At 60.9% G+C, this 26,430-nt stretch carries 33 protein-coding genes and 1 pseudogene; 20 read left to right on the plus strand and 14 right to left on the minus strand.

The window, feature by feature from the left end; translation table 11 throughout:
* Positions 1-126 precede the first annotated feature (126 nt).
* Positions 127-884 (plus strand): IS5 family transposase gene (locus AB4Z24_RS11435; RefSeq protein WP_116970707.1). Its coding sequence is split into 2 segments (ribosomal slippage): positions 127-460 and positions 460-884, totalling 759 coding nucleotides; the frame shifts between segments, so codons are not numbered across the junction.
* Here AB4Z24_RS11435 and AB4Z24_RS11440 read toward each other — a convergent pair.
* Positions 885-1,307 carry a tellurite resistance TerB family protein gene (locus tag AB4Z24_RS11440; protein ID WP_157973351.1) on the minus strand — a complete coding sequence of 141 codons (423 nt, stop codon included), beginning with the start codon at positions 1,305-1,307 and terminating at the stop codon, positions 885-887.
* Between the two features lie 265 nt (positions 1,308-1,572).
* Positions 1,573-2,580 (minus strand): TerC family protein, encoded by a 1,008-nt coding sequence (locus AB4Z24_RS11445; RefSeq protein WP_137900590.1) that lies wholly within the window; start codon positions 2,578-2,580, stop codon positions 1,573-1,575.
* Between the two features lie 530 nt (positions 2,581-3,110).
* Between AB4Z24_RS11445 and AB4Z24_RS11450 the strand changes: the two genes are divergently transcribed.
* Positions 3,111-3,341: a helix-turn-helix transcriptional regulator gene (locus AB4Z24_RS11450; RefSeq protein ID WP_137900589.1), complete on the plus strand. Its 231-nt coding sequence runs from the start codon at positions 3,111-3,113 to the stop codon at positions 3,339-3,341.
* A gap of 105 nt (positions 3,342-3,446) precedes the next feature.
* Positions 3,447-3,611: pseudogene (locus AB4Z24_RS11455) on the plus strand (JAB domain-containing protein); the annotation flags it as partial.
* A 4-nt stretch (positions 3,612-3,615) separates the two neighbouring features.
* On the opposite strand, the gene AB4Z24_RS11460 reads toward AB4Z24_RS11455, so the two are convergent.
* Positions 3,616-4,917: an MFS transporter gene (locus tag AB4Z24_RS11460; RefSeq protein ID WP_441708296.1), complete on the minus strand. Its 1,302-nt coding sequence runs from the start codon at positions 4,915-4,917 to the stop codon at positions 3,616-3,618.
* Between the two features lie 169 nt (positions 4,918-5,086).
* On the opposite strand from AB4Z24_RS11460, the gene trxB reads away from it, so the two are divergent.
* The 3 genes from trxB (at position 5,087) to leuC (ending at position 8,715) form a co-directional block, all read left to right on the plus strand.
* A complete protein-coding gene (trxB, locus tag AB4Z24_RS11465) occupies positions 5,087-6,055 on the plus strand; it encodes a thioredoxin-disulfide reductase (RefSeq protein ID WP_441708297.1) in 969 nt (322 codons plus the stop codon).
* Between the two features lie 149 nt (positions 6,056-6,204).
* Positions 6,205-7,098: a LysR family transcriptional regulator gene (locus tag AB4Z24_RS11470; protein WP_441708298.1), complete on the plus strand. Its 894-nt coding sequence runs from the start codon at positions 6,205-6,207 to the stop codon at positions 7,096-7,098.
* A gap of 210 nt (positions 7,099-7,308) precedes the next feature.
* On the plus strand, positions 7,309-8,715 hold the full coding sequence (leuC, locus tag AB4Z24_RS11475; RefSeq protein WP_441708299.1) for a 3-isopropylmalate dehydratase large subunit: 1,407 nt from the start codon (positions 7,309-7,311) through the stop codon (positions 8,713-8,715).
* Between the two features lie 53 nt (positions 8,716-8,768).
* On the opposite strand, the gene AB4Z24_RS11480 is transcribed toward leuC, so the two are convergent.
* Positions 8,769-9,530 carry an N-acyl amino acid synthase FeeM domain-containing protein gene (locus tag AB4Z24_RS11480; protein ID WP_441708300.1) on the minus strand — a complete coding sequence of 254 codons (762 nt, stop codon included), beginning with the start codon at positions 9,528-9,530 and terminating at the stop codon, positions 8,769-8,771.
* A gap of 173 nt (positions 9,531-9,703) precedes the next feature.
* On the opposite strand from AB4Z24_RS11480, the gene AB4Z24_RS11485 reads away from it, so the two are divergent.
* The 9 genes from AB4Z24_RS11485 to AB4Z24_RS11525 all read left to right on the plus strand — a co-directional run bounded on the left by AB4Z24_RS11485 (position 9,704) and on the right by AB4Z24_RS11525 (position 15,027).
* Positions 9,704-10,516 (plus strand): class I SAM-dependent methyltransferase, encoded by an 813-nt coding sequence (locus AB4Z24_RS11485; RefSeq protein WP_441708301.1) that lies wholly within the window; start codon positions 9,704-9,706, stop codon positions 10,514-10,516.
* A gap of 67 nt (positions 10,517-10,583) precedes the next feature.
* Positions 10,584-10,994 carry a metallopeptidase family protein gene (locus AB4Z24_RS11490; protein WP_441708302.1) on the plus strand — a complete coding sequence of 137 codons (411 nt, stop codon included), beginning with the start codon at positions 10,584-10,586 and terminating at the stop codon, positions 10,992-10,994.
* Between the two features lie 179 nt (positions 10,995-11,173).
* Positions 11,174-11,689: a hypothetical protein gene (locus AB4Z24_RS11495; RefSeq protein ID WP_441708303.1), complete on the plus strand. Its 516-nt coding sequence runs from the start codon at positions 11,174-11,176 to the stop codon at positions 11,687-11,689.
* Between the two features lie 93 nt (positions 11,690-11,782).
* The gene (locus tag AB4Z24_RS11500; RefSeq protein WP_441708304.1) at positions 11,783-12,214 is read left to right on the plus strand and encodes a hypothetical protein; all 432 of its coding nucleotides are present in this window, start codon (positions 11,783-11,785) and stop codon (positions 12,212-12,214) included.
* Between the two features lie 15 nt (positions 12,215-12,229).
* Positions 12,230-12,838 carry a 3-isopropylmalate dehydratase small subunit gene (gene leuD / locus AB4Z24_RS11505; RefSeq protein WP_441708305.1) on the plus strand — a complete coding sequence of 203 codons (609 nt, stop codon included), beginning with the start codon at positions 12,230-12,232 and terminating at the stop codon, positions 12,836-12,838.
* 20 nt (positions 12,839-12,858) lie between these two features.
* On the plus strand, positions 12,859-13,254 hold the full coding sequence (locus AB4Z24_RS11510; protein ID WP_441708306.1) for a VOC family protein: 396 nt from the start codon (positions 12,859-12,861) through the stop codon (positions 13,252-13,254).
* Between the two features lie 14 nt (positions 13,255-13,268).
* Positions 13,269-13,481, plus strand: coding sequence for a hypothetical protein (locus AB4Z24_RS11515; protein WP_441708307.1), 213 nt, complete (start codon positions 13,269-13,271; stop codon positions 13,479-13,481).
* A 15-nt stretch (positions 13,482-13,496) separates the two neighbouring features.
* Positions 13,497-14,249, plus strand: a complete 753-nt coding sequence (locus AB4Z24_RS11520; RefSeq protein ID WP_441708308.1) for a sulfite exporter TauE/SafE family protein — start codon at positions 13,497-13,499, stop codon at positions 14,247-14,249.
* A 112-nt stretch (positions 14,250-14,361) separates the two neighbouring features.
* A complete protein-coding gene (locus AB4Z24_RS11525) occupies positions 14,362-15,027 on the plus strand; it encodes an outer membrane protein (protein WP_441708309.1) in 666 nt (221 codons plus the stop codon).
* A gap of 10 nt (positions 15,028-15,037) precedes the next feature.
* Here AB4Z24_RS11525 and AB4Z24_RS11530 read toward each other — a convergent pair whose 3' ends face one another.
* The gene (locus AB4Z24_RS11530; protein WP_441708310.1) at positions 15,038-15,547 is read right to left on the minus strand and encodes a DUF2244 domain-containing protein; all 510 of its coding nucleotides are present in this window, start codon (positions 15,545-15,547) and stop codon (positions 15,038-15,040) included.
* Positions 15,548-15,638: 91 nt separating this feature from the next.
* On the opposite strand from AB4Z24_RS11530, the gene nth reads away from it, so the two are divergent.
* Positions 15,639-16,403: an endonuclease III gene (gene nth / locus AB4Z24_RS11535; protein ID WP_441708311.1), complete on the plus strand. Its 765-nt coding sequence runs from the start codon at positions 15,639-15,641 to the stop codon at positions 16,401-16,403.
* Positions 16,404-16,591: 188 nt separating this feature from the next.
* On the opposite strand, the gene hisF is transcribed toward nth, so the two are convergent.
* Complete coding sequence (hisF, locus tag AB4Z24_RS11540; protein ID WP_441708312.1) at positions 16,592-17,368, minus strand: imidazole glycerol phosphate synthase subunit HisF; 777 nt, start codon at positions 17,366-17,368, stop codon at positions 16,592-16,594.
* Between the two features lie 157 nt (positions 17,369-17,525).
* On the opposite strand from hisF, the gene AB4Z24_RS11545 reads away from it, so the two are divergent.
* Entirely contained in the window at positions 17,526-17,837 is a 312-nt protein-coding gene (locus tag AB4Z24_RS11545) for a hypothetical protein (RefSeq protein WP_441708313.1), read from the plus strand.
* A gap of 349 nt (positions 17,838-18,186) precedes the next feature.
* Here AB4Z24_RS11545 and AB4Z24_RS11550 read toward each other — a convergent pair whose 3' ends face one another.
* The 6 genes from AB4Z24_RS11550 to AB4Z24_RS11575 all read right to left on the minus strand — a co-directional run bounded on the left by AB4Z24_RS11550 (position 18,187) and on the right by AB4Z24_RS11575 (position 22,427).
* Positions 18,187-19,800, minus strand: a complete 1,614-nt coding sequence (locus tag AB4Z24_RS11550; RefSeq protein WP_441708791.1) for a peptide chain release factor 3 — start codon at positions 19,798-19,800, stop codon at positions 18,187-18,189.
* A 14-nt stretch (positions 19,801-19,814) separates the two neighbouring features.
* Positions 19,815-20,039 (minus strand): hypothetical protein, encoded by a 225-nt coding sequence (locus AB4Z24_RS11555; protein WP_441708314.1) that lies wholly within the window; start codon positions 20,037-20,039, stop codon positions 19,815-19,817.
* Positions 20,036-20,764: a 1-(5-phosphoribosyl)-5-[(5-phosphoribosylamino)methylideneamino]imidazole-4-carboxamide isomerase gene (hisA, locus tag AB4Z24_RS11560; protein WP_441708315.1), complete on the minus strand. Its 729-nt coding sequence runs from the start codon at positions 20,762-20,764 to the stop codon at positions 20,036-20,038. The genes AB4Z24_RS11555 and hisA overlap by 4 nt, the downstream gene beginning before the upstream one ends.
* A gap of 213 nt (positions 20,765-20,977) precedes the next feature.
* On the minus strand, positions 20,978-21,301 hold the full coding sequence (locus AB4Z24_RS11565; RefSeq protein ID WP_441708316.1) for a hypothetical protein: 324 nt from the start codon (positions 21,299-21,301) through the stop codon (positions 20,978-20,980).
* A 97-nt stretch (positions 21,302-21,398) separates the two neighbouring features.
* Positions 21,399-21,632: a hypothetical protein gene (locus AB4Z24_RS11570; RefSeq protein WP_441708317.1), complete on the minus strand. Its 234-nt coding sequence runs from the start codon at positions 21,630-21,632 to the stop codon at positions 21,399-21,401.
* 114 nt (positions 21,633-21,746) lie between these two features.
* Positions 21,747-22,427, minus strand: a complete 681-nt coding sequence (locus AB4Z24_RS11575; RefSeq protein ID WP_441708318.1) for a hypothetical protein — start codon at positions 22,425-22,427, stop codon at positions 21,747-21,749.
* Between the two features lie 455 nt (positions 22,428-22,882).
* Here AB4Z24_RS11575 and AB4Z24_RS11580 point away from each other — a divergent pair, with 455 nt between their 5' ends.
* From AB4Z24_RS11580 to AB4Z24_RS11590, 3 genes are all read left to right on the plus strand, one after another.
* Positions 22,883-23,614: an outer membrane protein gene (locus AB4Z24_RS11580; RefSeq protein ID WP_441708319.1), complete on the plus strand. Its 732-nt coding sequence runs from the start codon at positions 22,883-22,885 to the stop codon at positions 23,612-23,614.
* A 306-nt stretch (positions 23,615-23,920) separates the two neighbouring features.
* Positions 23,921-24,289: a hypothetical protein gene (locus tag AB4Z24_RS11585; RefSeq protein WP_441708320.1), complete on the plus strand. Its 369-nt coding sequence runs from the start codon at positions 23,921-23,923 to the stop codon at positions 24,287-24,289.
* 253 nt (positions 24,290-24,542) lie between these two features.
* Complete coding sequence (locus AB4Z24_RS11590; protein ID WP_441708321.1) at positions 24,543-24,890, plus strand: hypothetical protein; 348 nt, start codon at positions 24,543-24,545, stop codon at positions 24,888-24,890.
* Positions 24,891-25,262: 372 nt separating this feature from the next.
* Here AB4Z24_RS11590 and hisH read toward each other — a convergent pair whose 3' ends face one another.
* The gene (gene hisH / locus AB4Z24_RS11595) at positions 25,263-25,916 is read right to left on the minus strand and encodes an imidazole glycerol phosphate synthase subunit HisH (protein WP_441708322.1); all 654 of its coding nucleotides are present in this window, start codon (positions 25,914-25,916) and stop codon (positions 25,263-25,265) included.
* 14 nt (positions 25,917-25,930) lie between these two features.
* Positions 25,931-26,401: a DUF2628 domain-containing protein gene (locus AB4Z24_RS11600; protein ID WP_441708323.1), complete on the minus strand. Its 471-nt coding sequence runs from the start codon at positions 26,399-26,401 to the stop codon at positions 25,931-25,933.
* Positions 26,402-26,430 lie beyond the last annotated feature (29 nt).

Below are 26,430 nucleotides of genomic sequence, written 5' to 3' on the forward strand. Positions count from 1 at the left end.
TTCAAGGCGCGTCGGCCAACCCAAAGTCCGCCGGTTCGAGCCCGAGAACTTCGCAGATCCGGCTAGGCTCTGGACCCATTGATTTGAGAGGCATGATCTGATTCAGGCTCCGCGAGGAGACTGAAGATGAGCGACCTGTACTGGCTGACGGACGAGCAGATGGCTCGGCTCCGGCCATATTTTCCCAAGAGCCACGGCAGGCCCCGGGTCGATGATCGGCGGGTGCTGAGCGGGATTATCTTCGTCAATCGCAACGGTTCGCGCTGGTGTGATGCGCCCAAGGAGTACGGTCCGCACAAGACGCTCTACAACCGATGGAAGCGTTGGGGCGAGATGGGCGTCTTCCTCCGCATGATGGAAGGGCTGGCCGCCGAGGGTGCCGATCCGAAGACGGTTATGATCGACGCGACCTACTTGAAGGCGCACCGCACGGCATCGAGCCTGCGGGTTAAAAAGGGGATCTCGGGCGGCTGATCGGCCGCACCAAAGGCGGGATGAACACCAAGCTTCATGCTGTCACCGACGCCAACGGCCGCCCGCTCAGTTTCTTCATGACCGCAGGCCAAATCAGCGATTACACCGGCGCTGCGGCGCTTCTCGACGACCTTCCCAAGGCGCAATGGCTGCTGGGTGACCGCGGCTACGACGCCGACTGGTTCAGGGATGCCCTTCAGCAGAAGGGGATCAAGCCCTGCATTCCTGGGCGGAAATCCCGTCTCGACCCCATCAAATACGACAAGCGTCGGTACAAACGCCGCAACCGCATCGAGATCATGTTCGGCCGCCTCAAGGACTGGCGCCGCGTCGCCACCCGCTACGATCGGTGCCCTACGGTCTTCTTCTCCGCTATCGCCCTCGCCGCCACCGTGATCTTCTGGCTCTGATCAATGAGTCCTGAGCCTAGCGGTCGCCCGTTCTTCGGAGTCGAACCCGCCATCGGCAGCGGCGATCGCGCAGCAGGCCTCGACGAGCAGTGCCGGATACCGCTGCGCGCCCTTGACGCGTGCGACCGCCTCGAACGCGGCCGCCTCGCCACCCTTCTGGTCCTTGGCGAACCGCTCGGTCAGAGTTTCGAACGTCGCGGTGACATCGTCTAGCCCGAACGCAGCGATCGGCTCAAATCCACGGATCAACCCGAGCATCCGGTCATGCTCCTCCGTCGTTACCCAGCCATCGGCGAAGGCGATCAGCGCACACCCCGCGACGATGCCTTCCATCAGATGTTCGTTCTGCGCCCGATGAACCTCGTCGCCGAAGTCTTCCCAGGAGCGTTTCGCAAAACCTCCAAGCGCGTGTCGATACGGCATGTAATCTCCTTTTCCTCGATGTTGCATGAAGCGCCGCCAACCGGCCGATCAGTCGAAGATGCGCGATCGCCGCTCGTTGCGCCGATAGTTGTCGTGACCATCGTCCCAAACGCGCCGACCTTCGAGACGAGCGGGCTCTCGGTTGGCGTGGCCGCTTCCGACGTCCGCTCCCGTTTGCGGGCCGGATCAGCGGCATCATCCTTCCGTGCGACCCCCAGCAGCTCTGCGAGCTGGCCGCGGTCGAGCCAGACGCCGCGGCACGGCATCAGAACTTGCCTTTCACGGCAGGGGCGGGATTGCGGGTCCGCCACAGCGAATAGACGATGCCGGCGGCGAGGATCGCGAAAGTGGCGCCGAGCGACCAGATGGCGGGAAATTTGTCGAGCCCGAGGAAATCGGCGACGAAGATCTTCGAGCCGATGAAGATCAGCAGCACGGCAAGCGCCTGCTTGAGGTAAGCGAAGCGGTGCAGAACGGCAGCAAGTGCAAAATAGAGCGCGCGAAGCCCCAGGATCGCGAAGATATTCGACGTGTACACAATGTAGGGATCGGTGGTGATCGCGAAGATCGCGGGCACTGAGTCCACCGCGAAAATCACGTCCGCGATCTCGATCAGGATCAGCGCGAGGAAGAGCGGCGTCATATAGCGCACCGGCCGCCCCGTCCTCGGGTCCGGCAGCTTCACCAGGAAGCGCTCACCGTGCAACTCCTCGGTCACGCGGAAGCGGCGGCGGATCAGCTTGAGGACCGGGTTCTTTGAGAGATCGGTCTCCTTGTCACCCAGCGCCAGCATCTTGATCCCGGTCAGGATAAGGAAGGCCGCAAAGACGTAGAGAACCCACGCAAACTCGGCGACCAGCGTGGCGCCGATGCCGATCATGATCGCGCGTAGAACGATGACGCCGAGAATGCCCCAGAACAGCACGCGATGCTGATACTGACGTGGTACCGCGAAGTAGCCGAAGATCAACGCGATCACAAAGACGTTGTCGAGCGCCAGGCTCTTTTCGACGACGAAGCCGGTGAGATACTGGATGCCCGCGGTTTCGCCCAGCTGCAACCAAACGAGGCCGGCGAAGGAGACTCCAAGCACGATGTAGCCTGCCGAGAGCACGAGGCTTTCGCGCACGCCAATCTCTTTCTGCTTGCGATGCAGGACACCGAGGTCCAGCGCGAGCAGCACACCGACGATCGACACAAAGCCCAGCCACATCCAAGCGGGGTTGCCGAGCCAATCGAGCAGTAGGAATTCCAAATGCCGCCTCCCTGTCATGGAGTGCGGCTCGATCGGGAGCGTAGGATCGGACCCGGGCATCGAGCGCACTCGATGCGGTCCGACATCACGACCATCATGGTCGCCAGAGGGGCCCGGCCCGCGACGGTCATATAGGAAGCGCCCAGACTAGCCACAAGGGAAGATGCTTCAAACGCAAAGATCAGATCGGCCTTACGGCCTGACCACGCTTGATCGGCAATCTCATCACTGGATCCGCGCGGTCATTCGGCTCATTTCTGCGCCGCGTTGCACGCTGTGCTGGAGTTGCTTGAAAAGCGGACCGTGGGCGACGATCGTCGACCACCCGACCGAACGAGCGCGGCCCGTCCGATTCTTATCCGTGGGTGTCCGCGGCCACTACCACCGCTTGTCCGCCCTTCCCGTCCGAAGGTGAAAGTCCCATTCGTAGCGGGCAACCGCATGCGCCAGCGTGCGGAAACCTGCCGGAACGTGTTCGCACCGCCTTGTGTGATCCTTGGCTAAAAGTGCGTCGGCGGGCGCCGCGAATGCGAGATGTGGAGCTAAGCATGGACCCTAGGAGATATCTCACTGCCGAAGAAGTCGCGGAGCGCTACCGTGGCAGCATCTCGATAGGCACTCTACGCAACTGGCGGGCTATGAGAATCGGGCCGACTTTCATCAAGATCGGCAAAGCCGTGCTGTATCCCGTTGACGAACTCGATGCCTGGGACGAGAAGAACCGCGTGACCTGCCGTGCATCAACGCGCCTCGGCATGAGGGGTCAGGATCAGGTGTGATGATCACCCAGGTGCACGATTTGCCGATCTCAGTTGCCGACCTCACCCAACTTACGCATCACCAATTTCTAGCGCAACTACAGCAGGTTAGTCGATCATAGCAGACTCCTGCACAATCATCCCTCGGGCGATCCGACGCCGTCGCGCGCCGATATCGATATGACCAAGCAGATCATCGATGCCGCCCGCCCGCTTGGTGTCTCGGTCCACGATCACATCATCGTCGGCCGCAACGGCCACGCGAGCCTCAAAGCCCTGCGCTTGATTTAGATGTTTAAGTGCGGCCCGGGCTGTCGATAGCGCTGTCCGTCCGCGTATCCCGCATCGTCGCATAGACGCAAAGCGAGACGCCGATGCAGCCTGAGACGTACCAATAAAAATAGGTCTCATTTCCCATCTGCTTCAGCCAAAGCGCGATCCATTCCGCTGTGCCGCCGAACAACGCGACCGTCAGCGCATAAGGTAGGCCAACGCCCAGCGCCCGAACCGATGTCGGAAAGAGTTCCGCCTTAACGACCGCATTGATCGCGGTGTAGCAGGAGACGATGGCGAGACCCGTCATCACCAGAAGAAACGCTTGCAACGGATCATGGACCGATTGCAACGTGGTGAGGATCGGCACAGTGCAAAGCGATCCGAGCACGCCAAAGGCAATCAGCACCGGACGCCGTCCCACGACATCCGACAGCGCACCGACAACCGGCTGCAGCAGCATGTAAATAAACAGCGCCGAAGCGGAAATGAGGGTCGCCGTGTCCTTCGAAAAGCCCGACGTGTTGACAAGGAACTTCTGCATGTACGTCGTGTACGTATAGAACGCCAGCGTTCCGCCGAGCGTCAGCCCGATGACGATCGCCACTTCACGCGGGTGACGCAGCAGCGCCGCGATCGATCCCTCGCGATGCTTCGCGCGATTGAACGACTCCGTCTCCACGAGGTCGCGACGCATGACGAAAGCGATGACGGCGAGACACGCACCGATGGCGAACGGAATGCGCCAGCCCCAGTCTTCGAGTTCCGCCGGCGTCAGCACGAGCTTCTGCAGCACGATCAGCACCAGCATGGCCGTCAGCTGCCCGCCGATCAGCGTCACGTATTGAAAGCTCGAATAGAACCCGCGGCGCTCCGAGGTCGCCATTTCCGATAGATACGTTGCGCTGGTGCCGTATTCGCCGCCGAGACTGAGGCCCTGAATCATCCGCGCAATGAGCAGGATGATAGGCGCGGCCACCCCGATCGTTGCATAGACGGGCGTCACCGCGATGAGCGCCGATCCGCAGCACATCAAGAGCACCGACGTCGTCAGCGCTACGCGCCGTCCGTGACGATCCGCCATCCGGCCGAAGAACCACGCCCCGATCGGACGCATCAGAAACCCGACGGCAAAAATCGCCGCCGTGTTCAAAAGCTGCGCTGTCTGATTGCCTTCCGGAAAGAACGCCTTAGCGAAATAGAGCGAAAAGGCCGCATAAACGTAGAAGTCGTACCACTCCACGAGATTGCCGGACGATCCGATCAGAATGGCCTTTATCCGCTGTGGCAGACTGAGCGCCGCTGGGGCCTTTATTTCTTGCACGTGCCCGTTCCCTCCCTTTTTTTTGGAGAGGTATCTAGCATGCGCCGCGCCGGAACGCCGCACATCTCCTCGCAGCGGGGACGTCTGTCCCGCCGACATTGACGATTCGCGAACGGGCCCCCTAATTAGGACCCCTGATCGCGCTGCCAGCGGGCCGGAGATTGAGAGCATGACGAAAAAACCGCATCACGCGAAGGTAATCGTTCTGGGTTCAGGCCCGGCCGGGTATACGGCCGCGATCTATGCTGCCCGCGCCATGCTCGCGCCAACGCTCATTCAGGGCACACAACCCGGCGGCCAGCTGACCATCACCACCGATGTCGAGAACTACCCGGGCTTTGCCGATCCCATTCAGGGCCCGTGGCTGATGGAGCAGATGCAAGCGCAGGCCGAACACGTCGGCACGCACATCGTGATGGACCACATCAACAAGGTCGAACTTCGCTCACGTCCGATCCGCCTCGAAGGCGACAGCGGCGACACTTACACGTGCGACGCGTTGATTATCGCGACCGGCGCGCAAGCTCGTTGGCTTGGACTGAAATCCGAAGAGCACTTCCAGGGTCATGGCGTTTCGGCCTGCGCCACCTGCGACGGCTTTTTCTACAAGGGCAAGGAAGTCGTCGTCGTCGGCGGCGGCAACACGGCCGTCGAAGAAGCGATCTTTCTCACGAACTTCGCGAGCAAGGTGACGCTCATCCATCGCCGCGACTTCCTGCGCGCAGAAAAAATTCTGCAAGAACGTCTTTTCAAGAACCCGAAAGTCGATGTCATCTGGGATAGCGTCGTCGAAGAAATCGTTGGCACGCATGCGCCGAAGTCGGTGACCGGCGTCGTCCTGAAGAACTTGAAAACCGGCATGACGTCCGAACTCCAGGCTGACGGCGTTTTCGTCGCTATCGGCCACGCGCCGGCAACCGAGCTCTTCAAAGGCCAGCTCGAGATGACGCCGTCTGGCTATCTGATCACGGCGCCCGATTCGACGGCGACGGCGATCCCCGGCGTCTTCGCCGCCGGCGATGTCAAAGACGAGGTCTTCCGCCAGGCGGTGACCGCCGCCGGTATGGGATGCATGGCTGCGCTCGAAGCTGAACGCTATTTGGCACAGGTCGAAAACCAGGCCGACGCCGCCGAATAGACTGTAACGGCGGTTTAATTTGCGTCTCGGCGCGACAAGACCGCGCCTGGCAAGCGCGCATGCCGCGAATCTGCCATGCTGGCATTGCATTGCGTCCAGCGCATAGCTAAATGCAATGACCCAGCAACTGCACGTGCAGGTCTCCGAAAATGGATTGGGATAAGCTTCGCATCTTCCATGCGGCCGCGGAGGCTGGCAGCTTCACGCATGCCGGTGAGCAGCTTCACATGAGCCAATCGGCCGTCAGCCGCCAGATCTCGGCGCTGGAAGCCAATCTTCGTGTCACGCTGTTCCATCGCCATGCCCGCGGTCTCGTCCTGACGGAGCAGGGCGAGCTTCTGAACCGGACGGTCGCGGAAGTCTTTGCCAAGCTGCAGACGGCCGAAACGCTGCTCTCCGATTCAACGACCAAACCGTCGGGCGATCTCAGGATCACGGCGCCGATCGGCTTCGGCACCATCTGGCTGACGCCTCGGCTCCGCGAGTTCGGCGAACTCTACCCCGAAATTCGCGTCGAACTGATCCTCAACGACGATCAGGTTGATATCGGCATGCGCGCCGCCGATGCCGCAATCTGGACGCGCGAACCGGAACAGGCGGACCTCATCCGCCGCCCGCTGTTCGAAAGTCACGTTCGCGCCTTCGCATCTGCGCAATACGTCCGCAAGTACGGCGCGCCGAAGAGCCTGGCCGACCTCGATCAGCACCGCATCATCGGCTACACGGGGCCGTCGGCGCAGCATCTCGACGCCATGTCGTGGATCGAGACCGCCGGCCGCAACGGTGCGGGGATGCGGGAAGCCGCCCTCCGGGTCAACAGCGTCGTGGCGATCAAATATGCCATCCGCGCCGGCATCGGCGTCGGCATGATCCCGGACTATCTGACCGAAGAGCAGACCGATCTCGTTCCCGTGCTGACGGATATCGAGCAGCCATCGCTGAATATGGTCTTCGCCTACCCGGAAGAGCTGAAATCCTCGAAAAAGGTGCAGCTGCTCCGCGACTTCCTGATCTCGAAGATCTCGAAAAATCGGAACAATTGAAACGAACGCCGATAGGCCGCCGAAGCCCGGTGGCCAGCTCGAAAACGTGCCGTTTTCCCCTTATGGCGGCTGCGACCAGCGCTGATTTGCGCAAATGGGAACGAGACGCTATCTAGAGCATGATCCGGAAAAGTGGATACCGGTTTTCCGATAAGATCATGCTCCAACAAAGCTCATCCTCATCCGCCGTTCCAAAGGCTCAACGAAGTCATGGCAAAAACGCTGTACGATAAAATCTTCGACGATCACGTAGTTGAACAGTCGCCGGACGGAACGAGCCTCCTCTATATCGACCGCCACCTCGTCCACGAGGTCACGAGCCCGCAGGCTTTCGAAGGGCTGCGCATGGCCGGACGCAAAGTCCGCGCCCCGGATAAAACCCTCGCCGTCGTCGATCATAACGTCCCGACCACCGACCGCACCAAAGGCATCGCCGACGAACAGAGCCGCGTCCAGGTCGAGACGCTGGCGGCGAACGCCCGCGACTTCGGCATCCAGTACTTCAACGAGCTCGATAAGCGCCAGGGGATCGTCCACGTCGTCGGTCCCGAGCAGGGCTTCACCCTCCCGGGTACGACGATCGTCTGCGGCGATAGCCACACCTCGACGCATGGCGCATTCGGCGCGCTGGCCCACGGCATCGGCACCTCCGAAGTAGAGCACGTTCTGGCGACGCAAACGCTGATCCAGAAGAAGGCCAAGAACATGCTGGTGACGGTCGACGGCATCGCGCCACACGGCGTCGGCGCCAAGGACATCACCTTGGCGATCATCGGCGAAATCGGCACGGCGGGCGGCACCGGCTCCGTCATCGAATACGCCGGCGAAGCGATCCGCTCGCTGTCGATGGAAGGCCGCATGACGGTCTGCAACATGTCGATCGAAGGCGGCGCCCGCGCCGGTATGATCGCACCCGACGAGAAGACCTTCGCGTTCCTCAAGGATCGCCCCAAGGCGCCGAAAGGCGAAGCCTGGGACTTGGCGATGAAATACTGGGAAACGCTGCACACGGATGAAGGCGCCCGTTTCGACCGCGAGGTTCGCCTCGATGCCGCGAAGCTGCCTCCGATCGTCTCCTGGGGCACGAGCCCCGAGGACGTGACGTCCGTCGCGAGCTCCGTTCCCAATCCCGCCGACGTGCATGACGAGAACAAGCGCGCATCGATGCAGCGTGCACTCGAATACATGGGCCTGACGCCCGGCACGAAGATGACCGACATTCCGCTCGACGTCGTGTGGATCGGAAGCTGCACGAACGGCCGCATCGAAGACTTGCGCGCCGTTGCCAAGGTCGTCGACGGCAGGAAGATCTCCTCACGCCTCGCCTACGCGATGATCGTTCCGGGCTCGGGCCTCGTCAAAGAGCAGGCGGAAGCCGAGGGCCTCGACAAGATCTTCAAAGAAGCCGGTTTCGAATGGCGTGAGCCGGGCTGCTCGATGTGCCTCGGCATGAACCCCGACCAGCTGAAGCCGGGCCAGCGCTGCGCCTCGACCTCGAATCGTAACTTCGAAGGCCGTCAGGGCTACAAGGGCCGCACGCACTTGGTCTCGCCGATCATGGCGGCCGCGGCGGCGCTCGAAGGCCACTTCGTCGATGTGAGAAACTGGCAGGCCTGACGGCCTGCCTTCACGACCGCGGACTGTTTACGCGATCGATTGCGCTCGGCGAATTAAGCCTGCGCGGCAACCTTGCTGTCGCCTTCGGAAACGGCGGCAGCGGCAAGCGCCGGCTGAATAGCGATGCGCATGCTGGAAACCTCTTCCGGCGAGATCTTGAAGAAGCGATTTTGCAGCTTCTGCCGCTTCTCGGCCAGCTTCAGGCTGCCGCCCAGCAACGTGATCTTGAAATCGCCCGGCGGGTAGAAGGCCGGTTCGCCGATCGGCTGAAAGCCGAGCATGTATTTGTAGAACTTCACCCACTCTGGCCGCGTCGCGATCAGCAGCATCGAAACTTCTGCTGCCTGCGCAGCGGTCAGCGCTGCTCGCACGAGGAAGGCGTAGAGCGTCGTCCGGTACGATGTGTTGTTGATCCCCGGCTCGATGGAGAGGCGCGAGACTTCGACGAGCGCGCCATCGACTTTGCTTTTGATCTCTTTCAGCGCGGGATAGTAGGGCCCGCATGGCAACGACGAAATCGTCTGCCACGGATGGTTGAAGCAAAGGCGAACGCTTCCGACCAGACGGCCCTGATCGTAGGCGCCGAGCAGCACCGTCGTTGCAAGAGAATCGAACCGATCCGTGTATTTGCCGTTGTCGCTCGAGACATCGTAGCCGATCGCCTGATAGGCGCGGAGCCGAAGCGCAGTAGCCTCGCCAGTATCGCTTTCTTTCGTGAGCACTCTGAGTTCGAACGTCTGCGCATCGCCATGCCAAGATCCTTCCTCAGGCGGCAGCGAATCTTGCCGGGGACGAAACGACAGCGGTATCGACATGCAGGAATTCTCGGAATGACTTCGGTGTGGAGGCAGGCGAACGTGAGGTGGGGCAGAGATATGAGTGCTTTACCGCGGGTCCGATGCGGCAAATGTTCTTTTGTTGCATTAACATTGCTTAGTTACCCTCCAGACACAAAACGTTTTTTCAACACTGATGCAGAGGTGCCACCGTGACTGAGGAATTGAACGCGGTCATCCGCTCCAAATTCGGTCCTGCAGCGGCCGACTACGCGTCTTCCGAGGTGCATGCAAAAGGCGAGAGCCTGGCGCGCATCGTCGAGCTTGTGGCACCGCAAAAGACTTGGGTAGCGCTCGATGTAGCGACAGGTGCCGGGCACACCGCCGCCGTCTTCGCACCCCACGTCGCAAGCATCATCGCGAGCGACATCACCGATGAAATGCTGAAGGAAGCTGCGAAGCTTGCAGCATCGCGCGGGCTAGCCAACATGTCGACGGCGCCCGCATCGGCCGGCGCGTTGCCGTTTCCGGACGACAGCTTCGACCTCGTCTGCTGCCGCCTCGCGGCGCACCACTTTCCGAGCCTCGAAAACTTCGTCACCGAGGTTCGCCGCGTCCTGAAGAATGGCGGACGCTTTGCCCTCGTCGACAACGTGGCGCCCGATCAAGAAAGGCTGCCGAGCGCAACCGGCGACGACATCGACGATGCGATCTCCGCCTATAATGCCTTTGAGAAATTGCGCGATCCGAGTCACGGGTTCGCGCCGCCGCCGGAATATTGGCTCGATCTCCTGCGCAACGCCGGATTGGCGATTGTGGCTGAGGAACAGATTGAAAAAGAACTCGCCTTCGATCCATGGGTCGCCCGCATGCGCTGCACGCCCGAGGTCGTTGCCGAGCTGAAGGACATTTTAAGCGGCGGTAACGCGGCCCTGAGATCGTTCCTGAAGCCCCGGCTCGATGCGCAAGGCGCGCTTCATTTCACGCTCCAGGAACTGCTGCTCGTCGCGGAAAAAAGGGATTGAGCCGAAGAGCCTTCCTATTTGCCGCGACCCGACCTATCTCCTGCACTCAACTTTCCGGAGTGAGCGCATGCCGACCGATTGGACCCACGCAACGCCGCCGACGCTTGCCGATTTCGAAGCCATGGCTCAGGCGGCCTGGGAGACGCTGCCGTCCGAATTCCGCACGATGGCCGGAGACGTCGTCATTCGCATCGAGGACTTGGCGCCAGATGATGTCCTCGACGATCTGGATATCGAAGATCCGTTCGAGTTGACCGGCCTTTACGCGGGCGTAAGCCTCGACCGGCAGGGCGCAACCGCTGAAACCCGCGAACCGGACATGGTCTTTCTCTATCGGCGCGCCATTCTCGACGAATGGGCCGCGAGCGACGAGGAACTCGGTCATCTCGTCGCCCACGTGCTGATCCACGAGATCGGCCACCATTTCGGCTTCTCCGACGAGGATATGGAGCACATCGAGCAGCAGACCTCCGGTTGAAACGTGGCCGGAAGTCACACTGCAGGTCATATCAACTTAACTCCATTATGTCACAAGACGGCGTAACTTGAGCCTCGCGGAATTTCGGGCCATGTTGTAGGGGCAGGCCGAGCGGGCATGCGGGGCATTTCTGAAAGCATGGGCGAATGAGAGTTCGACGATTCACTACGAGATTCGTCTTGGGCCTTATCGTGGGTTCGACACTGGCGCTGGCGCCGGTTGCGGACGCACAGGACACGACCACGCCCATTCGCGACGGCATCCCGACTCCCGAGCAATATATTTCGACCGTCGGCGGAGATAGCCACCTCGTGGCGCCCGGCGAGTTCAAGCTCGACGGCCGCCAGCAATACTGCGGCCAGCGGCCGACCGTCATCGACAACAAGCTCGATGATTATGGCGCCGCCTACCCAGGCTTTCTGATCATGAATCCCAAATTGCTCGACCGTGTCTCGACACCGGTCAAGCAATGGATCTACGCCCACGAGTGCGGCCACCAGTTCCGCGGCCCCGACGAGGAAACCGCCGATTGCTTCGCCGTTCAGCGTGGCCGCCGCCAGGGATGGCTAAAGCCCGAAGGTCTCGAAGAAATCTGCACGTTCATCAGCCCCGCGAAGGGCGACAGCATGCATTTCTCGGGCTCGTACCGCTGCGAATACATGCGCAAATGCTACGAAGACCCAAACATCCGCTAAGCGTGTGCACGCGATAGCCCAAACAGCAAAAACTTATCCCCGCGCTCTCAGCCGCACCTAAAATCGCAGATCCGACGGCGTTGAGGATCTGGAATGCGGTTTGCCGACTACGCGGAGCGACTTTCTGAGCTTGCCAAGACCGTTAACCGTTGGCTGTCCCTGGCCGCCCGGCTCGACGTTCTGAGACGCGAGAAAGTCGCGCTTTATGCCGAAGAGGTGGCCGCGACGCTCGCCCGGGCCGCAGCAAATCTCGCGACATTGGAGAACTGCCCAAAGGACCGCCTGGCCCTCCTCTCCGCCACCCGTGAGCTCGGCCGCATTTCGGGATATGTCGAAACGATTGTCGCGACGCTCGAAGATCATCTTGACGGGCGCAAGCGGGCTGGCGTTAAACGACGCCTGGAACATTTGCAGCCCTTCGATCTCGAGGCCGCTATCCGGGAGTTCGGCGCCTTCCGCCACGCCCGGCGCCTCGCCTCGGCCGAAGGCTATTTCCGGGCGCTTGCGGACACGTTGCGCGCCTGATCAGGAGACCGAAGCATGGACAAATTCACGGTACTGACCGGCGTCGCAGCCCCTCTGCCAATCCGCAACGTCGATACCGACATGATCATCCCGAAGCAGTTTCTGAAAACGATCAAGCGCACGGGTCTCGGCAAGTCGCTGTTCTACGAAATGCGCTACGATCCCGCGACGGGCAAAGAGATCCCGGATTTCGTCCTGAACAAGCCGCAGTACCGCGCCGCGACGATCCTCGTGACCGGCGACAACTTCGGCTGCGGTTCATCGCGCGAGCACGCGCCGTGGGCACTCTTGGATTTTGGCATCCGCTGCGTCATCGCCCCGGACTTCGCCGACATTTTCTATAACAACTGCTTCCAGAACGGCATCCTGCCGATCAAGGTGCCACAGAGCGAAGTCGACAAGCTGATGGACGACGCGAACCGCGGCGCCAACGCGACGCTCACTGTCGATCTCGAAAGCCAGGAAATTCGCGGGCCCGATGGCGGCGTCATCAAGTTCGAGATCGATCCGTTCCGTAAGCATTGCTTGCTCAACGGCCTCGACAACATCGGCCTGACGCTCGAGAAGGGTAAGCAGATCACATCCTTCGAATCGTCCACCGCTTCGTCGCGCCCCTGGCTCTGAACCGAGGAAAAAAAACCGAGATGGCCAAAGCGATCCACATGATGATCCGCGTGCTCGATGAAGCCCGCTCGGTGAAATTCTATGAGACCTGTTTCGACCTCAAGATCTCCGATCGCAAGGAGTGGCCGGACTTTTCACTCACCTACATGAAGAACCCCGAAAACGACTTCGAGGTGGAGTTGACCGTCAACAAGGGCCGTACCGAGCCCTATGAGCTCGGCAACGGCTATGGTCACGTCGCCTTCGTCGTCGACGACCTCGAGGCGACACGCGTCAGGATCGCCGCGGCGGGCTATCAGCCCAAGGACATCAAGACGATGACCTACGACGGCAAGCCGTTCGGCAAGTTCTTCTTCATCGACGATCCCGACGGCTACAAGATCGAAGTCCTGCAGCGCGGCGGCCGGTTCCAATAGGATAATTCGTTCCCATGGGCGATGACGACTTCAAGTTCGATGCCGCCGTGATGGGCCGCCTGGCCGGCGCGCTGTCTTTCCTTGTTGGCGCCGACCACGCCGCGACAAAAGCCTTGAAGGCCGCGTCCGAGACGGGTTCCGAAAAAGACATCAAAGCCGCGCGCACGCAGTTCCTGCGGCTGAAGCCGGGCGACCGCCGCGCCGCTTTGACGATGCTGAACGACTAGCGGCCACCAAGGCGCATGGCCCTCTCCTTCGAGCATGCGCTGCTTCCCATCGTTTTCGCGATTGTCGCCGCCCTCTATGCATCCGTGGGACAGGCGGGCGGCACCGGTTACATCGCGATCATGGGCCTCGCAGGCTACGGCCCCGAGGCCATCAAGCCAACCGCCCTCGCGCTGAACATCATCGTCGCCGCCATTGGATGCGCGAGATTTGCGCGCGCAGGCCTGCTGACGTGGCGAAGCTTCTATCCCTTCGCAATCCTGGGCGCGCCGTTCTCGGTCCTCGGCGGCCTCAGCGACTTGCCGCACCGCTTCTATCAGCCCGTCGTTGGAATATTGCTGATCGCCGCGAGCGCTTTGATGCTCCGTTCGGCTACACGCGCCGCCGAGATCGATCGTACTGCCTCCGACACGCCGCCATTCGGGCCGTCGCTCCTGGTGGGAGCGGTCGTCGGATACGTCTCGGGCATGACGGGAGTCGGAGGTGGCATATTTCTTAGCCCGCTCGTACTCGCTTTCGGCTGGATCGGCACGCGACAGGCGGCCGGTGTTTCCGCCGTCTTCAATCTCTTGAACTCAGCCGCTGCGCTCGCCGCAATCTGGACGGTGATACCCGCAATGCCGGGACCGCTGCCCTGGTGGATGCTGGCGGTCGCCATAGGCGGGCTGCTCGGGTCCGGCCTCGGCATCCAAGTCCTGTCGCCGAAATCATTGCGCTTGATTCTCGCCGGCCTTCTTCTGGCGGCGGGCATCAGAATGATTTTCACGTAGGTGGAACAAATGTTCCGGCCTTAGGCGTTCGTTAACCCGCATCCGGAACAATCCCTTCATTCACGCGATTGCTGCCGTGCTGCGTCCTGCAATTGAATTTCAGGGGGACGTCATGCGCATCTTAGCGGCTTCGGCTCTATTTTTTTCTGCTGCCATCGGCAATGCATTCGCCGACAATAGCGGCGCCCGCGATTGGAGCGGACCTTATATCGGCGCCAATGTCGGCTATGCCTGGGGTGAAACCGGCAACGCTTGGCGCTCACCCGGCGCCGGATATACGGATTGGCAGCCCGACGGAGACATTTCTTACGCCAATGCGATAGGCGGCGCCCATGCAGGCTATCTCAGGCAGTTCGGAAAACTAGTAATCGGCGCCGAGATCGACATTGGCGCGACCTCGCTCAAAGGTGACGACAGCCAAACCGCTGGCTTGGTCAATGCGATTGAGATCAACTACGTCGGCACCATCCGCGCCCGTCTGGGCTATGCCTTTGATAGCTCGCTACTCTACGCGACAGGTGGTTTCGCGTATAGCAATTACGTGAAGAAGGACGAGACTTACGGCTGGGCGCAGAGCGATAATCTGACGGGCTGGACAGTCGGTGGCGGATACGAATACGCGCTGACAAACAATTGGAGCGCCCGCGTTGAATACCAATACGTCGATCTCGGCAGCGTGAATTCCCTCCTCACCGATGGGGAAGGTTCGTATTATTTTCACCGGGCGGCGGATATCAACATTCAGTCCGTTCGCTCGGGGCTGAGCTACGGCTTCTGAGATTGCCTGCTTAAAACTTCGAGCCGCGTGTGGTGACGAGGGCGCCCGTCAATGCATCGGCAAAATCGCGGCGCTCATCGTCCGTCAGGAATTGTCCGAACAGAACTTCCTTGCCTTGCGCTGCGAGACGCAAGGACGTCCGCCCATCCGGCTGATCGACTGTGCAGCGAACCCTCGTCCAATAGGGGTTGAAATCGAACTCTTCCCGCTTGCCCGACGGATGCACGCGCGTCAGCTTCAGAAGCTCCGGCGATAGCGACACCGTTTCGTAAATCCGGCCCGAACGATAGTTGAGCTTGAACGCCCAGTAGATCAGCGCCACGTCGACGCCGAAAAATCCGAAAACCGGCCAGGCTCCCATGAGGAAGAAGACCATGCCGATGACGAAGCTGACGAGGCTGATCAGCGACATCAAGATCACGAAGCCGCTCGGCGGCAGCGATCTGTGCGGATGAAGCACAAACTGCGCGGCGTTCTCCGCCGCGTTCGAGACTTGCTTTTCGGACCGATTGCCGATCATTTCTCGTCGCCCCCAATCGAGGGGCCCCTGTCGCGGGACACTCGCATAACCTCTTCCCAAGTCCGCTGCGCGTCAACGAACCGGAGCCCTCATGGCTAAAGCGTCCTCGAACATAGTCGCGCCGAAGATCCGAAGTTCCGCCGCAAAAGGCAAGGCCGGAAAACCGCGTGCCGTCGCCGCAAGCAAGGCCCAGAAACCGAAGCGACAGCCGAAGCTGCTCGACAAGGCGCAAATCCACGAGGTTTTCCAGCGTTTTCAGGCGGCAAGCCCGGAACCTAAGGGCGAACTCGAGCACATTAATCCGTTTACGCTGCTTGTCGCCGTCGTCCTATCCGCGCAGGCGACCGACGCCGGCGTCAACAAGGCGACGCGAGCGCTTTTCAAGGTTGCCGACACCCCAGAGAAGATACTCGAACTCGGCGAAGAAAAGCTCCGCGATTACATAAAGACGATCGGCCTATATCGGGCCAAGGCGAAGAACGTCATCGGGCTATCGCAACGCCTTGTCGATGATTTTGACGGGCATGTTCCGCCCGATCGCGACGCGCTCGAATCGTTGCCGGGCGTCGGCCGAAAGACCGCGAACGTCGTCATGAACATCGCGTTTGGGCAGCCGACAATGGCCGTCGATACGCACGTCTTTCGCGTCGCCAATCGCATCGGTCTCTCGCACGGAACGACACCGCTTGCCGTCGAAGAAGATCTGCTGCGCGTCGTCCCGGCAGAATTTATGATGCACGCGCACCATTGGCTGATCCTGCACGGCCGCTACGTGTGCAAAGCGCGCAAACCCGAATGCTGGCGCTGCATCATCAACGACCTCTGCCTCTACCCCGACAAGACGCCAGCGCCCTGATTGCCGGCGGCCGATCGAAGCTTCCTTCTCCCAAAGGGAGAAGGTGCCCCAAAGGGGCGGATGAGGGGTCTCACCTCATCGTTGTCCATTCATGCTTGGCTCGGCAAGTCCCTCACCTGCCCGTTCGGGCATCCTCTCCCGTTCCGGGAGAGGAAAGCTGTCCCTACACTTGGCGAGAAAAGAGACGCTTACTTATCAAGCCGCATCGCGAGGCCGGCTTTCGCCATGTATTCCTTCGCTTCGGGAATCGAGTACGTGCCGAAATGAAAGATCGACGCGGCAAGCACCGCGCTGGCATGCCCATTCTGAACGCCGTCGACCAAATGCTGCAGCGTGCCGACGCCGCCGGACGCGATGACGGGAATTGTCACGGCGTCGGAAATGGCCCGCGTCAAAGCCACGTCGAAGCCGGCTTTGGTACCGTCGCGATCCATGGACGTGAGAAGAATTTCGCCTGCGCCGAGTTCCGCAACTTCTCGCGCATAAGCGATCGCATCGAGCCCAGTCGGCTTCCGTCCGCCGTGCGTGAAGATCTCCCAGCGCAGCGGCTCGCCGTCGGCTGAAACCTTCTTCGCGTCAATCGCGACGACGATGCACTGCGCACCGAATTTCTCGCTCGCTTCCTTGACGAAGGCGCGATTGGTGACGGCCGCCGTGTTGATCGAAACCTTGTCGGCGCCCGCTTCGAGCAGCTTGCGTATATCTTCAACCGTCCGCACACCCCCGCCGACCGTCAGCGGCATGAAGCACCGGTTGGCCGTACGCTCGACGACGTCAAAAATGGTGTCGCGGTTCTCGTGGCTCGCCGTGATGTCGAGAAAGCAAAGCTCGTCGGCGCCCGCGGCATCATAGGCAGCTGCAACCTCGACCGGATCTCCGGCATCGACGAGATCGACGAAGTTGACGCCCTTGACGACCCGTCCATCCTTGACGTCGAGGCAGGGAATGATGCGGATTTTCAGCATGTTTGCAAAGTCAGCTTTCTGATGTCAGGCCCGGCAAGTATCACGGAGCCCAAGAAGACGTCGAGAATTTTAACCGAACCAGACGGAACTTCAGAGTGACCTCGGCGGTTAATCTGTCACGCGCTCTTGTGCGCAAGCTTTCAAGGAACGGACATTTATGGTCGACGAATTCGCCCCCAAGAACCTTCGCGCCCGGCTCGACGCGGTGCAAGATCGCATTGCCCAGGCGCGGACCCAGCTCGAAACCCATGGCATCATCGGCGACCAAACCGACGCCCTGACGAACTTCATCGATCAGCACGACGCCATCAGGGGCTCGCTCGACGCCGAAGGCACGGTGACCGAGATTCAGCACAGCAAGGCAACGGCACAGACCGATGCCCTGGAAAAAGCCCTGACCGACTGGCTTTCAACCGTCGAAACGCGCTTCGCCGCTCCGAAGCGCCGCGAGCCGAATATTTCCATGTGATGTAAGATCGGGTGCCTGAAGACTGCACCCGGATCTCCCTTAAACCGTCATCCCGGCGAAGGCCGGGATCCAGACAAACATCAGCAACCCGATTTTCGAGTTGACTGGACCCCGACCTGCGTCGGGGTGACGAGAGACACGGTATCCTACCGAACGGAAGATCACTTCGAGATGCTCGCTGCCTTTCCTCTCCCGGAACGGGAGAGGATGCCCGTCGAGCCGGAGGCTCGCTTTTGAAGGGTGAGCCGGAGGCTCGCCTTCGGCGAGATGGGCAGGTGAGGGACTTCTTCGTTCGGCAACCAAGCCCCTCATCCGGCCTTCGGCCACCTTCTCCCCAAGGGAGAAGGGACTAGGCGCCGCGTTCCCTGAGTGCGGCGAATTTCACGTCGGGAAACTTCTCGCTCTTGTACTTCAGCATCCACGGGCTTTCGGCGAGGAACACCAGCGCCCCATCACGATCCGTCGCAAGCTCACCCCGGTGCCCATCGACGAACTTCTGCAGCTTCGCGGGATCATCGGCCGAAATCCAGCGCGCCAATTCGTAAGGTGGCTGCTCCAGCGTCACCGGCACCCCGTATTCGGCGGCCACGCGCGACTGCAGCACCTCGAACTGCAGCTGCCCGACGACACCCAGAATCTGCCTGCCGCCGGCAATCGGCGTGAACACCTGCACGATGCCTTCTTCCGCCAGATCGTCGAGCGCACGGTTCAGCTGCTTCGCCTTCATCGCATCCTGGATGACGACCCGGCGCAAAAGCTCCGGCGCGAAATTCGGAATGCCCGTGAACTTCAGGGCCTCTTTCTCCGACAGGGTATCACCGACGCGAAGCGTTCCGTGGTTCGGCACGCCGATGATGTCGCCAGCCCACGCTTCATCCGCCGTCTCGCGGCCCTGTCCGAAGAAGAACGTCGGCGACGACACCGTCATCGCCTTGTTTTCGCGGACGTGAATGAGCTTCATTCCGCGCTTGAAACGCCCTGAGCAAAGCCGCACGAACGCCATGCGATCCCGATGGTTCGGGTCCATATTCGCCTGCACTTTGAAGACGAAGCCCGTCACCTGATCTTCGCCTGGCTCCACCGTACGCTGCGTTGCCGCGCGCGGCAATGGCCCCGGCGCCCACTGCCCCAGCGCATCGAGCAACTGTTCGACGCCGAAATTCTTCAGCGCACTGCCAAAAAAGACAGGCGACAGATGACCCTCGCGGAAAGCCGCGAGATCGAACTGCGGCAGCACACCTTGCGCCAGCTCCACACCCTCGATGGTCCGCTCCGCTATGCGCTCGTCGATACCTTCGATCCGGCGCAATCCCTCGAACGTGTCGAGCGCCTGCGCATGTCCGTACTGTGCGCCGCGTTCCGCGCTCTCCGGCAGCAGGATCTTGTTGCCGACGAGATCGAGGACACCGCGGAAATCCGAACCCATACCGACCGGCCAACCCATCGGCACGAGATCGAGCGCCAGGTCGGACGCGATCTGATCGAGCAGCGTCAGCGGATCTTCCGCCTCGCGGTCGATCTTGTTGATGAACGTGATGATCGGAATGTCGCGCAGCCGACAAACTTCGAAAAGCTTCCGCGTCTGACTTTCAATGCCCTTGGCCGCGTCCATCACCATGACGGCGGCGTCGACGGCCGACAGCGTCCGGTACGTATCTTCGCTGAAGTCGGAGTGGCCCGGCGTATCGAGCAGATTGTAGACGATGCCGTTCCGCTCGAACGTCATGACCGACGACGTGACCGAGATGCCGCGCTGCTGCTCGATCTGCATCCAGTCGGAACGCGTGCGACGGCGCTCGCCGCGCGCCTTGACGGCGCCCGCCATCTGGATCGCTCCCCCGAACAGAAGAAGCTTTTCCGTCAGCGTCGTCTTACCGGCGTCAGGATGCGAAATGATCGCGAACGTGCGCCGCCGCGCAATCTCGGGCGGCAGCTCGGCTCCGGCGAGCGAGGATTGGTCCATCAAATTCAAGAGTATCAGCCTTCGACCAGCGAGACGTGGCTCGGCTCGAGCCAGATCTGGTGATATTCGGCGGGCTTTCCGAAAGCCTCGCCGACGTGCAGTTCCACCAAGCCGTCGTCGAACTTGACGATCGGAAAGGTCTTGCCGACGCAGCCGCGGAAAAGCGTTATGAGCTGCTTGTTGTCCTTCGGCAGGTCAGCAGGCGCTCTGATAACGCGAACCTTGTCACCTATCTTCATGCCGTCTCCAGAAGTTCGAGCGCCTCTTTGGGATCGAGACGGCCATCATACAGTGCACGTCCCGTGATCGCGCCTTCCAGCAGGCGATATTCGGGCTTGATCAGCTCTCTGACGTCGGCGATCGAAGCGAGGCCGCCGGACGCGATCACCGGAATACGCGTCGCCTTTGCGAGCGCCGCTGTCGCAGGCAGATTGAGGCCCTTCAGAACGCCGTCGCGCTCGATGTCCGTATAGATGATCGAGGCGACGCCCGCATCCTCGAACCGCTGCGCGAGATCGGCAGCCGTCAGCTCAGAGGTCTCCGCCCAGCCCTCGACCGCGACTTTGCCGCCCTTGGCGTCAATACCGACGGCGACCTGCCCCGGAAAGCGCTTCGCGGCGTCCCGAACGAGCGCCGGATCGCGAACCGCAACGGTGCCGAGGATAACCCGGCGGATGCCCTTCTGAAGCCACGCCTCGATCGTCGCCAAATCGCGGATCCCGCCACCGAGCTGCGCCGGAATGCGGATCGCCTTCAAAATCGCTTCGACCGCTGCGCCGTTCACGGGCTTGCCTGCAAACGCGCCGTTCAGATCGACGATATGCAGGTACTTGAAGCCCTGGCGTTCAAAACTGGCCGCCTGCGCCGCCGGATCGTCGTTGAACACGGTCGCGGCGTCCATTTCGCCGAGCTTCAGCCGGACGCACTGGCCGTCCTTGAGGTCAATTGCAGGAAAGAGGATCAATTCGGTCCTTTCGGCATCACGTTTCCTTTTCCTCTCCCGTTCCGGGAGAGGATGCCCGTCGAGCCGGAGGCTTGCCTTCGGCGAGATGGGCAGGTGAGGGACTGCAAGTCGGGTAACGGCCCCTCATCCGGCCTTCGGCCACCTTCTTCCCCGGGGAGAAGGTCCATCGTGGCCATCAGATTGCTATCTTGGGATTCTATTTTTCCCGTGCGATCAATCGCGGATCGCGTCCGGCGTCAAGCAGGTCGCATGTCCGAGTTTCAAAAGCGTAGCATTTTCATGGCCATTGCGTTCCTTAACGAGCCACCACCGAACGTCGCACGTCGCCCCCTGACCGAGGACGACGCCGTCGACATCTGGATCGCGCGTTGGCTTCGGATCCGCCCCGTGGACCTTCAGCGGCGCTATGCCTGCGATCCGCGGCGGCTTTACGAAATTTGGGAAGAGACGCGCTTTCCCGGCAGCCGCAAGCGGGCGCTCGAAGAGTTTCAGAGCCGCTTCCCAGGGCTCGAACCGCGCTTTGATCCGGGGCCGCATCGGCGCATACCGACGGCCCCGCATCCGGGCCAGCTAAGCTTGTTTTCCGACGGGTAGCGATGCGTCGCGCCCCAAACCCAATCAGAAATAAACCCGATCAGAAATCAAAGAACTTCCGCCGCAGGGCGTCCTCATAGTCCTTCTTCGCGGCCTTCACCTTGCTGCGGACCTCGTCCTCGACGAAGTGGGCGCCTTCCCACTTATCGACTTCCGCGACCGTATGGTTGACTGACGCCAGCGCCTCCTCGCGCTTAATCGCCGCGATCCATTCCTCGACAGCAGCCTTATACGCGGTCTGCAGCTGATCGAGTTCCGAGACATTATCGTCCATAGGCTGACCTCCCGCTTGATCTGACAGGGAAGGTCCTAACGCCGGTGCATGACCGGCCGAAGACATGTCTGCGCTAGCGCAGGACAACGTACAGGGCGGCGGAGGAGATTGACGTCAAGGACACGGGCCATATTTCCAGTCTTGGTAGGCCTTTCCCGTAATCTGCGCGAAAATGCGATGACGCATTGCGCGAAACGCCTTTTTCAACCGTTGCTTCGGCAGCACCTTGGCGTGCGCGCTTTCATGGACAATGACGGCATCCTTCCCAGCATCCGAAGCCTCGTAGCCGCAATAAATCCAGAAAAGCTTTGCGATTGCGATGCCATGCGTATCCAAGATTGCTTGCATCAAAAGGATTTCGTCATTGCGGACTTTGCTGGTTTTGCAGAGCGCATCCCATTTACCAAGCAGTTTCGCTGCGTTGTCCGTTGAGCGCCAAACGGTTACCCGCGTAGAGGGATAGAGAAGCGGACGCCGTTCCCTGACGCGCCCGCTGAAAGTGATCCCGACATCCGCGGTGATGGCTGCTGCAGCTGCGATCGGACCTCGAACCCGGCAATCGACGTCCATGCTTATGATGGTGGCATCGGGGTAGTCGCGACGGGCCCACGCGACGCAAGCCGGCTTTACGAGAGTGGCGCCGTGCCAGTCTTTCGATTCGATCGAATAGAGGTGATGGGGAATATCGTAAGCCGAAAGATTTGCCGAAAATGACTCGGCTAGAGGCCGGTAGTTGGGCGTGAAAAAGCCGCTTACGATATATAACTCCGGCGAGCCAGCCCGTATATCCGTCATGGCACATCCACGTTTTGTATCTGTAAGAGCTTATCTCGACGAGCTAGCCGAATATGCGACTTGGCCGTCACTGTCTTGAGAGATTTTTCAACCGGCGCCGATTTTCAAAAACGCTTGCAGCCCGAGCCCTATCGCTTCGTTCCGTTCCCGGCCTCGAAGCTCATTTCGACTTCGCCCCCAACGGCGAATTCGCCTCGCCCGCATCCCGATCAGTTGATCGTTCTTCCCCTAAACTTGTGGCACGGCGCCAAAGAATTCAGCCGCTTAGACCGCGATCCTTAACCACATTCGCCGATTTTAGACCCGCGTTGTACCGCGGACACAGGCCAGAAACATCCGCCTACTGAATTTCATTCATAAATAGCTTCGTATACGGAGCATTAATACTCTGCCGCTCGGTTTTTGCGTTTAGTGGGGTAGATATGTTGCGTAATTTAGCCGGCGTAGCGGCATGCGTGTCCGCAGTTCTATGTGGTGTTCAACCGGCTTCCGCTGATGAGTATCGCGGAAGTCTCAAAGATGGCCCAGCAATCGTTGAAGGTTACAACTGGTCCGGCTTTTACGCCGGTGCCCACGTTGGTGCAGTTTGGGGCGACGTCGCCGTGAAGGATATCGACGGTGGCGTTTCTCCGGGTCCGTTTACGTACTCACCTTCGGGAGCTTTTGGAGGCGGTACGGCGGGCTACAACTGGCAACTCGATCGGCTTGTTGTCGGTGTTGAAGGTGATCTCGGCTACATGGATCTGTCCGGCGGCACGACCATCCCGTCGTCGGATCCCAAGTATCATCAGAATCTGACACTGGATGGTGGCCTCTATGGCGATATCACCGGCCGCCTCGGCGTGCTCGTGGCGCCCGCGACGCTCATCTACGGCAAAGGCGGCTTCGCGTTTTATGACGGCGAGGCCGAGCAAGCGACGACAAAGACCTATTACCGGCCGACCGGAACCGACACTTTCACAGGCTGGGTAGTCGGCGGCGGCATCGAGCATTTCATCACACCGACGATCTCCATCAAGGCCGAATATTTGCATTTTCAATTCGGCGATCAGGGCGGCTCTCAAGAGAAGTTTACGACAGCGCCTGTTGGCCAAGTCGACGACGGCACCGCCGTCGGCGATAAATTCCACAACCGGCAAAGCCTTGACGCCGATAGCGTCAAGTTCGGACTGGCCGTCCACTTCTAAGCTCGCTGTCGTCCGCTGAAGAACATTCACGGGGCCGGCGTTCCAGCGTCGGCCCTTTTTTACATTGTGCGAGATGCGGACAAACTCAGATGCGTCCGTAGAAAATACGCCCGATTTTACACCAGAATCATCGTGTTGCCCTTGCAACAACATTAAGTACTTCGCAAGAACATTTTTGGAACAAACGCTGGACAAAGCCCGTGAGTCGTGGCATGTTCTGTCTATGTTCACGGGCGCCCTAAAAGAGGCGCCTCCCCGGGTCAGAGTAGCGTGTTAGACCCTCCCCACAGCACCAGGAGAGCCCCCATGCGCACCTACCTCATCTCTTATGATCTCGCCCAACCGAACCGCAATCAGCACGTCCTTGCGCAGGTGATCATGGGCCTTGGCGACAAGTGGGCGCGCCCGCTCTCCAACACTTGGTACGTGACGTCGGAACGCGAAGAATTCGAGCTCGAGACCGAGCTTCGCGAGCTTCTCTCCGAGGAGGACGGTCTTCTGATCCAGGCGACGAAGCGTGATGCGGTGATGACCAACACGTCGCTTCGCTGGTTCCGTCAGCGCCGCCCGGGCCTCGACCTCGCACCCGATGGCAACATCATCGCGTTCCCGCTGCCGGCGATCGCCGCTGCCGAACCGATGGAACCCGAGCTGCCGTTCGCCAAGGCTGGTTGATCGGCACGCGAACGAACGAATTCCGGTCTTTGGGCGGGGCGGGCCTTCTCCCCCCTCGCCGTTCCCAAACGGGGCTCGTCCCGTCCAAGGACCGATGCTGGAAGCCCGGGGATCATGCGCTCTATGCTCCCTCGCAGGTCGTGATCCCCGGCTCCCTTATCTAACTGCCCTGCACGTCTTACGGCCCGTACTCAATCTGTAATCAGTTGCGTTCCTGCGTTTCCGCCAGCCCCCCGCACCGGAATGCTCCCCCATGAAAACCTTCCTGCTCCATCACGCGCCGAAAACCGCCGACCAGGACACCTGGACGGTGACGTTCTCGCTCCCCTACATCGCGACCGAATACGCCCCCGCCGGCAACGGCGTCTGGTACATCCGGACCTGGCTCGGAGCCGATCAGATCAAGCGGCGCCTCGCGATTCTATTCGATCATCCGGACGAGCTTGGCGTGCATGAACTCGGCCGCGCCGATCGCGCCGCGACAGACCGGCTGAACTGGCTGCAGGGCCGCCTCGAAGACGACGAACCGGACGGATCCTGGCACATGCCGCGGAGCGTCTGGAATGCGCTCCAGTCCGCCGTCGGCACGATCGCCCGCTGACTGCGGAATTGCGCTCACACCCATCCCTGATCGTCGTTCCGGCCGAAGCGCAGCGGAGGCCGCGCCAAACACGTACGAACGCCTTTCCTCTCCCGGAACGGGAGAGGATGCCCGTCGAGCCGGAGGCTCGCCTTCGGCGAGATCGGCAGGTGAGGGACTTCCTCGTTCGGCAACCAAGCCCCTCATCCGGCCTTCGGCCACCTTCTCCCCAGGGGAGAAGGAACGACGATCGCCCTATTCCGTCATCCCGGCGAAGGGATCCAGGCAAGCCTCAGCAAGATGAAGCGCGCGAGCTGCAATCGGCCGCGCACTACACCCCAAACGCTCTGAAATTTGGCTGGGTGCCGGCCTTTGTCGGCATGACGGAGGTAGTTACGGCTTCCAGCCGAGAAAATTCGCAATCAGCTTGAGGCCGAGCTTCTGGCTCTTCTCAGGGTGAAATTGCGTGCCGGCGATGTTGCCGTCCGCGACAAGCGCCGTAATCGCGCCGCCGTAGTCCGTCTCGGCGACGACGACGCGGCGCTCTTCAGGCACCATCGCAAAGGAATGCACGAAGTAGGCGTGCCAGCCGTCGGGTCCAGTTCGAATGCCGTCGAGCAGCGCGTGAGGGCTGACGACGTTGAGCGTATTCCAGCCCATGTGCGGGATTTTGAGCGCCGGATCCTTGGGCTCGATGGCCCGCACCTCGCCCTTGATCCAGCCGAGCCCCGGCGTTTCGACGAACTCAAGGCCGCGCTCGCTCAAGAGCTGCATGCCGACGCAAATGCCGAGAAACGGCCGGCCCTTTTGCCGGACGGCTTCCTCGAGCGCCAGGATGAGCCCCGGAACGCGTTCGAGACCGGCCTTGCAGTCGCCGTAGGCGCCGACGCCCGGCAGTACGATGCGATCCGCCGCGAGCACGTCCTCGGGGCGCGGACTGACGATGATTTTCGACGGATTGGAGCTGCCGCGAGCCGCGCTCTCGAAGGCTTTCGCGGCCGAATGAAGATTTCCCGACCCGTAATCGATAATGACGACGTTCTGCATCAGGGCTTAGAGCCTCAAGCCCCCGCGCCGAAAGGCCAAAAGCGGCTGCCGCCCGAGCGGGCCGCCGGGCCGCTCGGCGTATCGCTTTGAATGACCGGTTGCCCCGGCAGCCAGCTCTCGAAGAAGCGCCGTTCGCACTCGGCGATCGAGCGTCCGTTGACGACGCCGAGCATTTGCCAGCCCTTTTGATCAAGCATCCAGCGCCGCAAGGTCGAAATCTCGAAGCCGAGATAGATATTGATCATGAAAACGATCAGGCTGATCCAGCCCGGATCGACTTTCAACGCCGCCAAAACGTAACTGAGAAGGCCGACGCCCGCCAGATACGCGATCGCCATGAGCCACAGACCGTGGGCAAGAAAGCCGAGCGGCGGAAAGATCGCCGTCAGCCAGGAAAAACCGTCCTTCACGAACGCAAGCTCGACGGCGCGGTCAACGCGATCGGAGTCGGAAACAGGGGGCTCGTGCACGGTATAGGTCGCCACGGAACTCAACACTCCTCGATCCTTATCCT

Origin of the sequence: Hyphomicrobium sp. 2TAF46, assembly GCF_052114865.1 — a bacterium.
In the GTDB taxonomy this organism is placed as follows: Bacteria; Pseudomonadota; Alphaproteobacteria; order Rhizobiales; family Hyphomicrobiaceae; genus Hyphomicrobium_B.

Coding starts and splice junctions, on each gene's coding strand:
- AB4Z24_RS11440 (WP_157973351.1), bottom strand. CDS start 1,307: ATGCCGTATCGACACGCGCTTGGAGGTTTTGCGAAACGCTCCTGGGAA.
- AB4Z24_RS11445 (WP_137900590.1), bottom strand. CDS start 2,580: ATGACAGGGAGGCGGCATTTGGAATTCCTACTGCTCGATTGGCTCGGC.
- AB4Z24_RS11450 (WP_137900589.1), top strand. CDS start 3,111: ATGGACCCTAGGAGATATCTCACTGCCGAAGAAGTCGCGGAGCGCTAC.
- trxB (WP_441708297.1), top strand. CDS start 5,087: ATGACGAAAAAACCGCATCACGCGAAGGTAATCGTTCTGGGTTCAGGC.
- AB4Z24_RS11470 (WP_441708298.1), top strand. CDS start 6,205: ATGGATTGGGATAAGCTTCGCATCTTCCATGCGGCCGCGGAGGCTGGC.
- leuC (WP_441708299.1), top strand. CDS start 7,309: ATGGCAAAAACGCTGTACGATAAAATCTTCGACGATCACGTAGTTGAA.
- AB4Z24_RS11480 (WP_441708300.1), bottom strand. CDS start 9,530: ATGTCGATACCGCTGTCGTTTCGTCCCCGGCAAGATTCGCTGCCGCCT.
- AB4Z24_RS11490 (WP_441708302.1), top strand. CDS start 10,584: ATGCCGACCGATTGGACCCACGCAACGCCGCCGACGCTTGCCGATTTC.
- AB4Z24_RS11500 (WP_441708304.1), top strand. CDS start 11,783: ATGCGGTTTGCCGACTACGCGGAGCGACTTTCTGAGCTTGCCAAGACC.
- leuD (WP_441708305.1), top strand. CDS start 12,230: ATGGACAAATTCACGGTACTGACCGGCGTCGCAGCCCCTCTGCCAATC.
- AB4Z24_RS11510 (WP_441708306.1), top strand. CDS start 12,859: ATGGCCAAAGCGATCCACATGATGATCCGCGTGCTCGATGAAGCCCGC.
- AB4Z24_RS11515 (WP_441708307.1), top strand. CDS start 13,269: ATGGGCGATGACGACTTCAAGTTCGATGCCGCCGTGATGGGCCGCCTG.
- AB4Z24_RS11520 (WP_441708308.1), top strand. CDS start 13,497: ATGGCCCTCTCCTTCGAGCATGCGCTGCTTCCCATCGTTTTCGCGATT.
- AB4Z24_RS11525 (WP_441708309.1), top strand. CDS start 14,362: ATGCGCATCTTAGCGGCTTCGGCTCTATTTTTTTCTGCTGCCATCGGC.
- AB4Z24_RS11530 (WP_441708310.1), bottom strand. CDS start 15,547: ATGATCGGCAATCGGTCCGAAAAGCAAGTCTCGAACGCGGCGGAGAAC.
- nth (WP_441708311.1), top strand. CDS start 15,639: ATGGCTAAAGCGTCCTCGAACATAGTCGCGCCGAAGATCCGAAGTTCC.
- hisF (WP_441708312.1), bottom strand. CDS start 17,368: ATGCTGAAAATCCGCATCATTCCCTGCCTCGACGTCAAGGATGGACGG.
- AB4Z24_RS11545 (WP_441708313.1), top strand. CDS start 17,526: ATGGTCGACGAATTCGCCCCCAAGAACCTTCGCGCCCGGCTCGACGCG.
- AB4Z24_RS11550 (WP_441708791.1), bottom strand. CDS start 19,800: ATGGACCAATCCTCGCTCGCCGGAGCCGAGCTGCCGCCCGAGATTGCG.
- AB4Z24_RS11555 (WP_441708314.1), bottom strand. CDS start 20,039: ATGAAGATAGGTGACAAGGTTCGCGTTATCAGAGCGCCTGCTGACCTG.
- AB4Z24_RS11565 (WP_441708316.1), bottom strand. CDS start 21,301: ATGCGGCCCCGGATCAAAGCGCGGTTCGAGCCCTGGGAAGCGGCTCTG.
- AB4Z24_RS11570 (WP_441708317.1), bottom strand. CDS start 21,632: ATGGACGATAATGTCTCGGAACTCGATCAGCTGCAGACCGCGTATAAG.
- AB4Z24_RS11575 (WP_441708318.1), bottom strand. CDS start 22,427: ATGACGGATATACGGGCTGGCTCGCCGGAGTTATATATCGTAAGCGGC.
- AB4Z24_RS11585 (WP_441708320.1), top strand. CDS start 23,921: ATGCGCACCTACCTCATCTCTTATGATCTCGCCCAACCGAACCGCAAT.
- AB4Z24_RS11590 (WP_441708321.1), top strand. CDS start 24,543: ATGAAAACCTTCCTGCTCCATCACGCGCCGAAAACCGCCGACCAGGAC.
- hisH (WP_441708322.1), bottom strand. CDS start 25,916: ATGCAGAACGTCGTCATTATCGATTACGGGTCGGGAAATCTTCATTCG.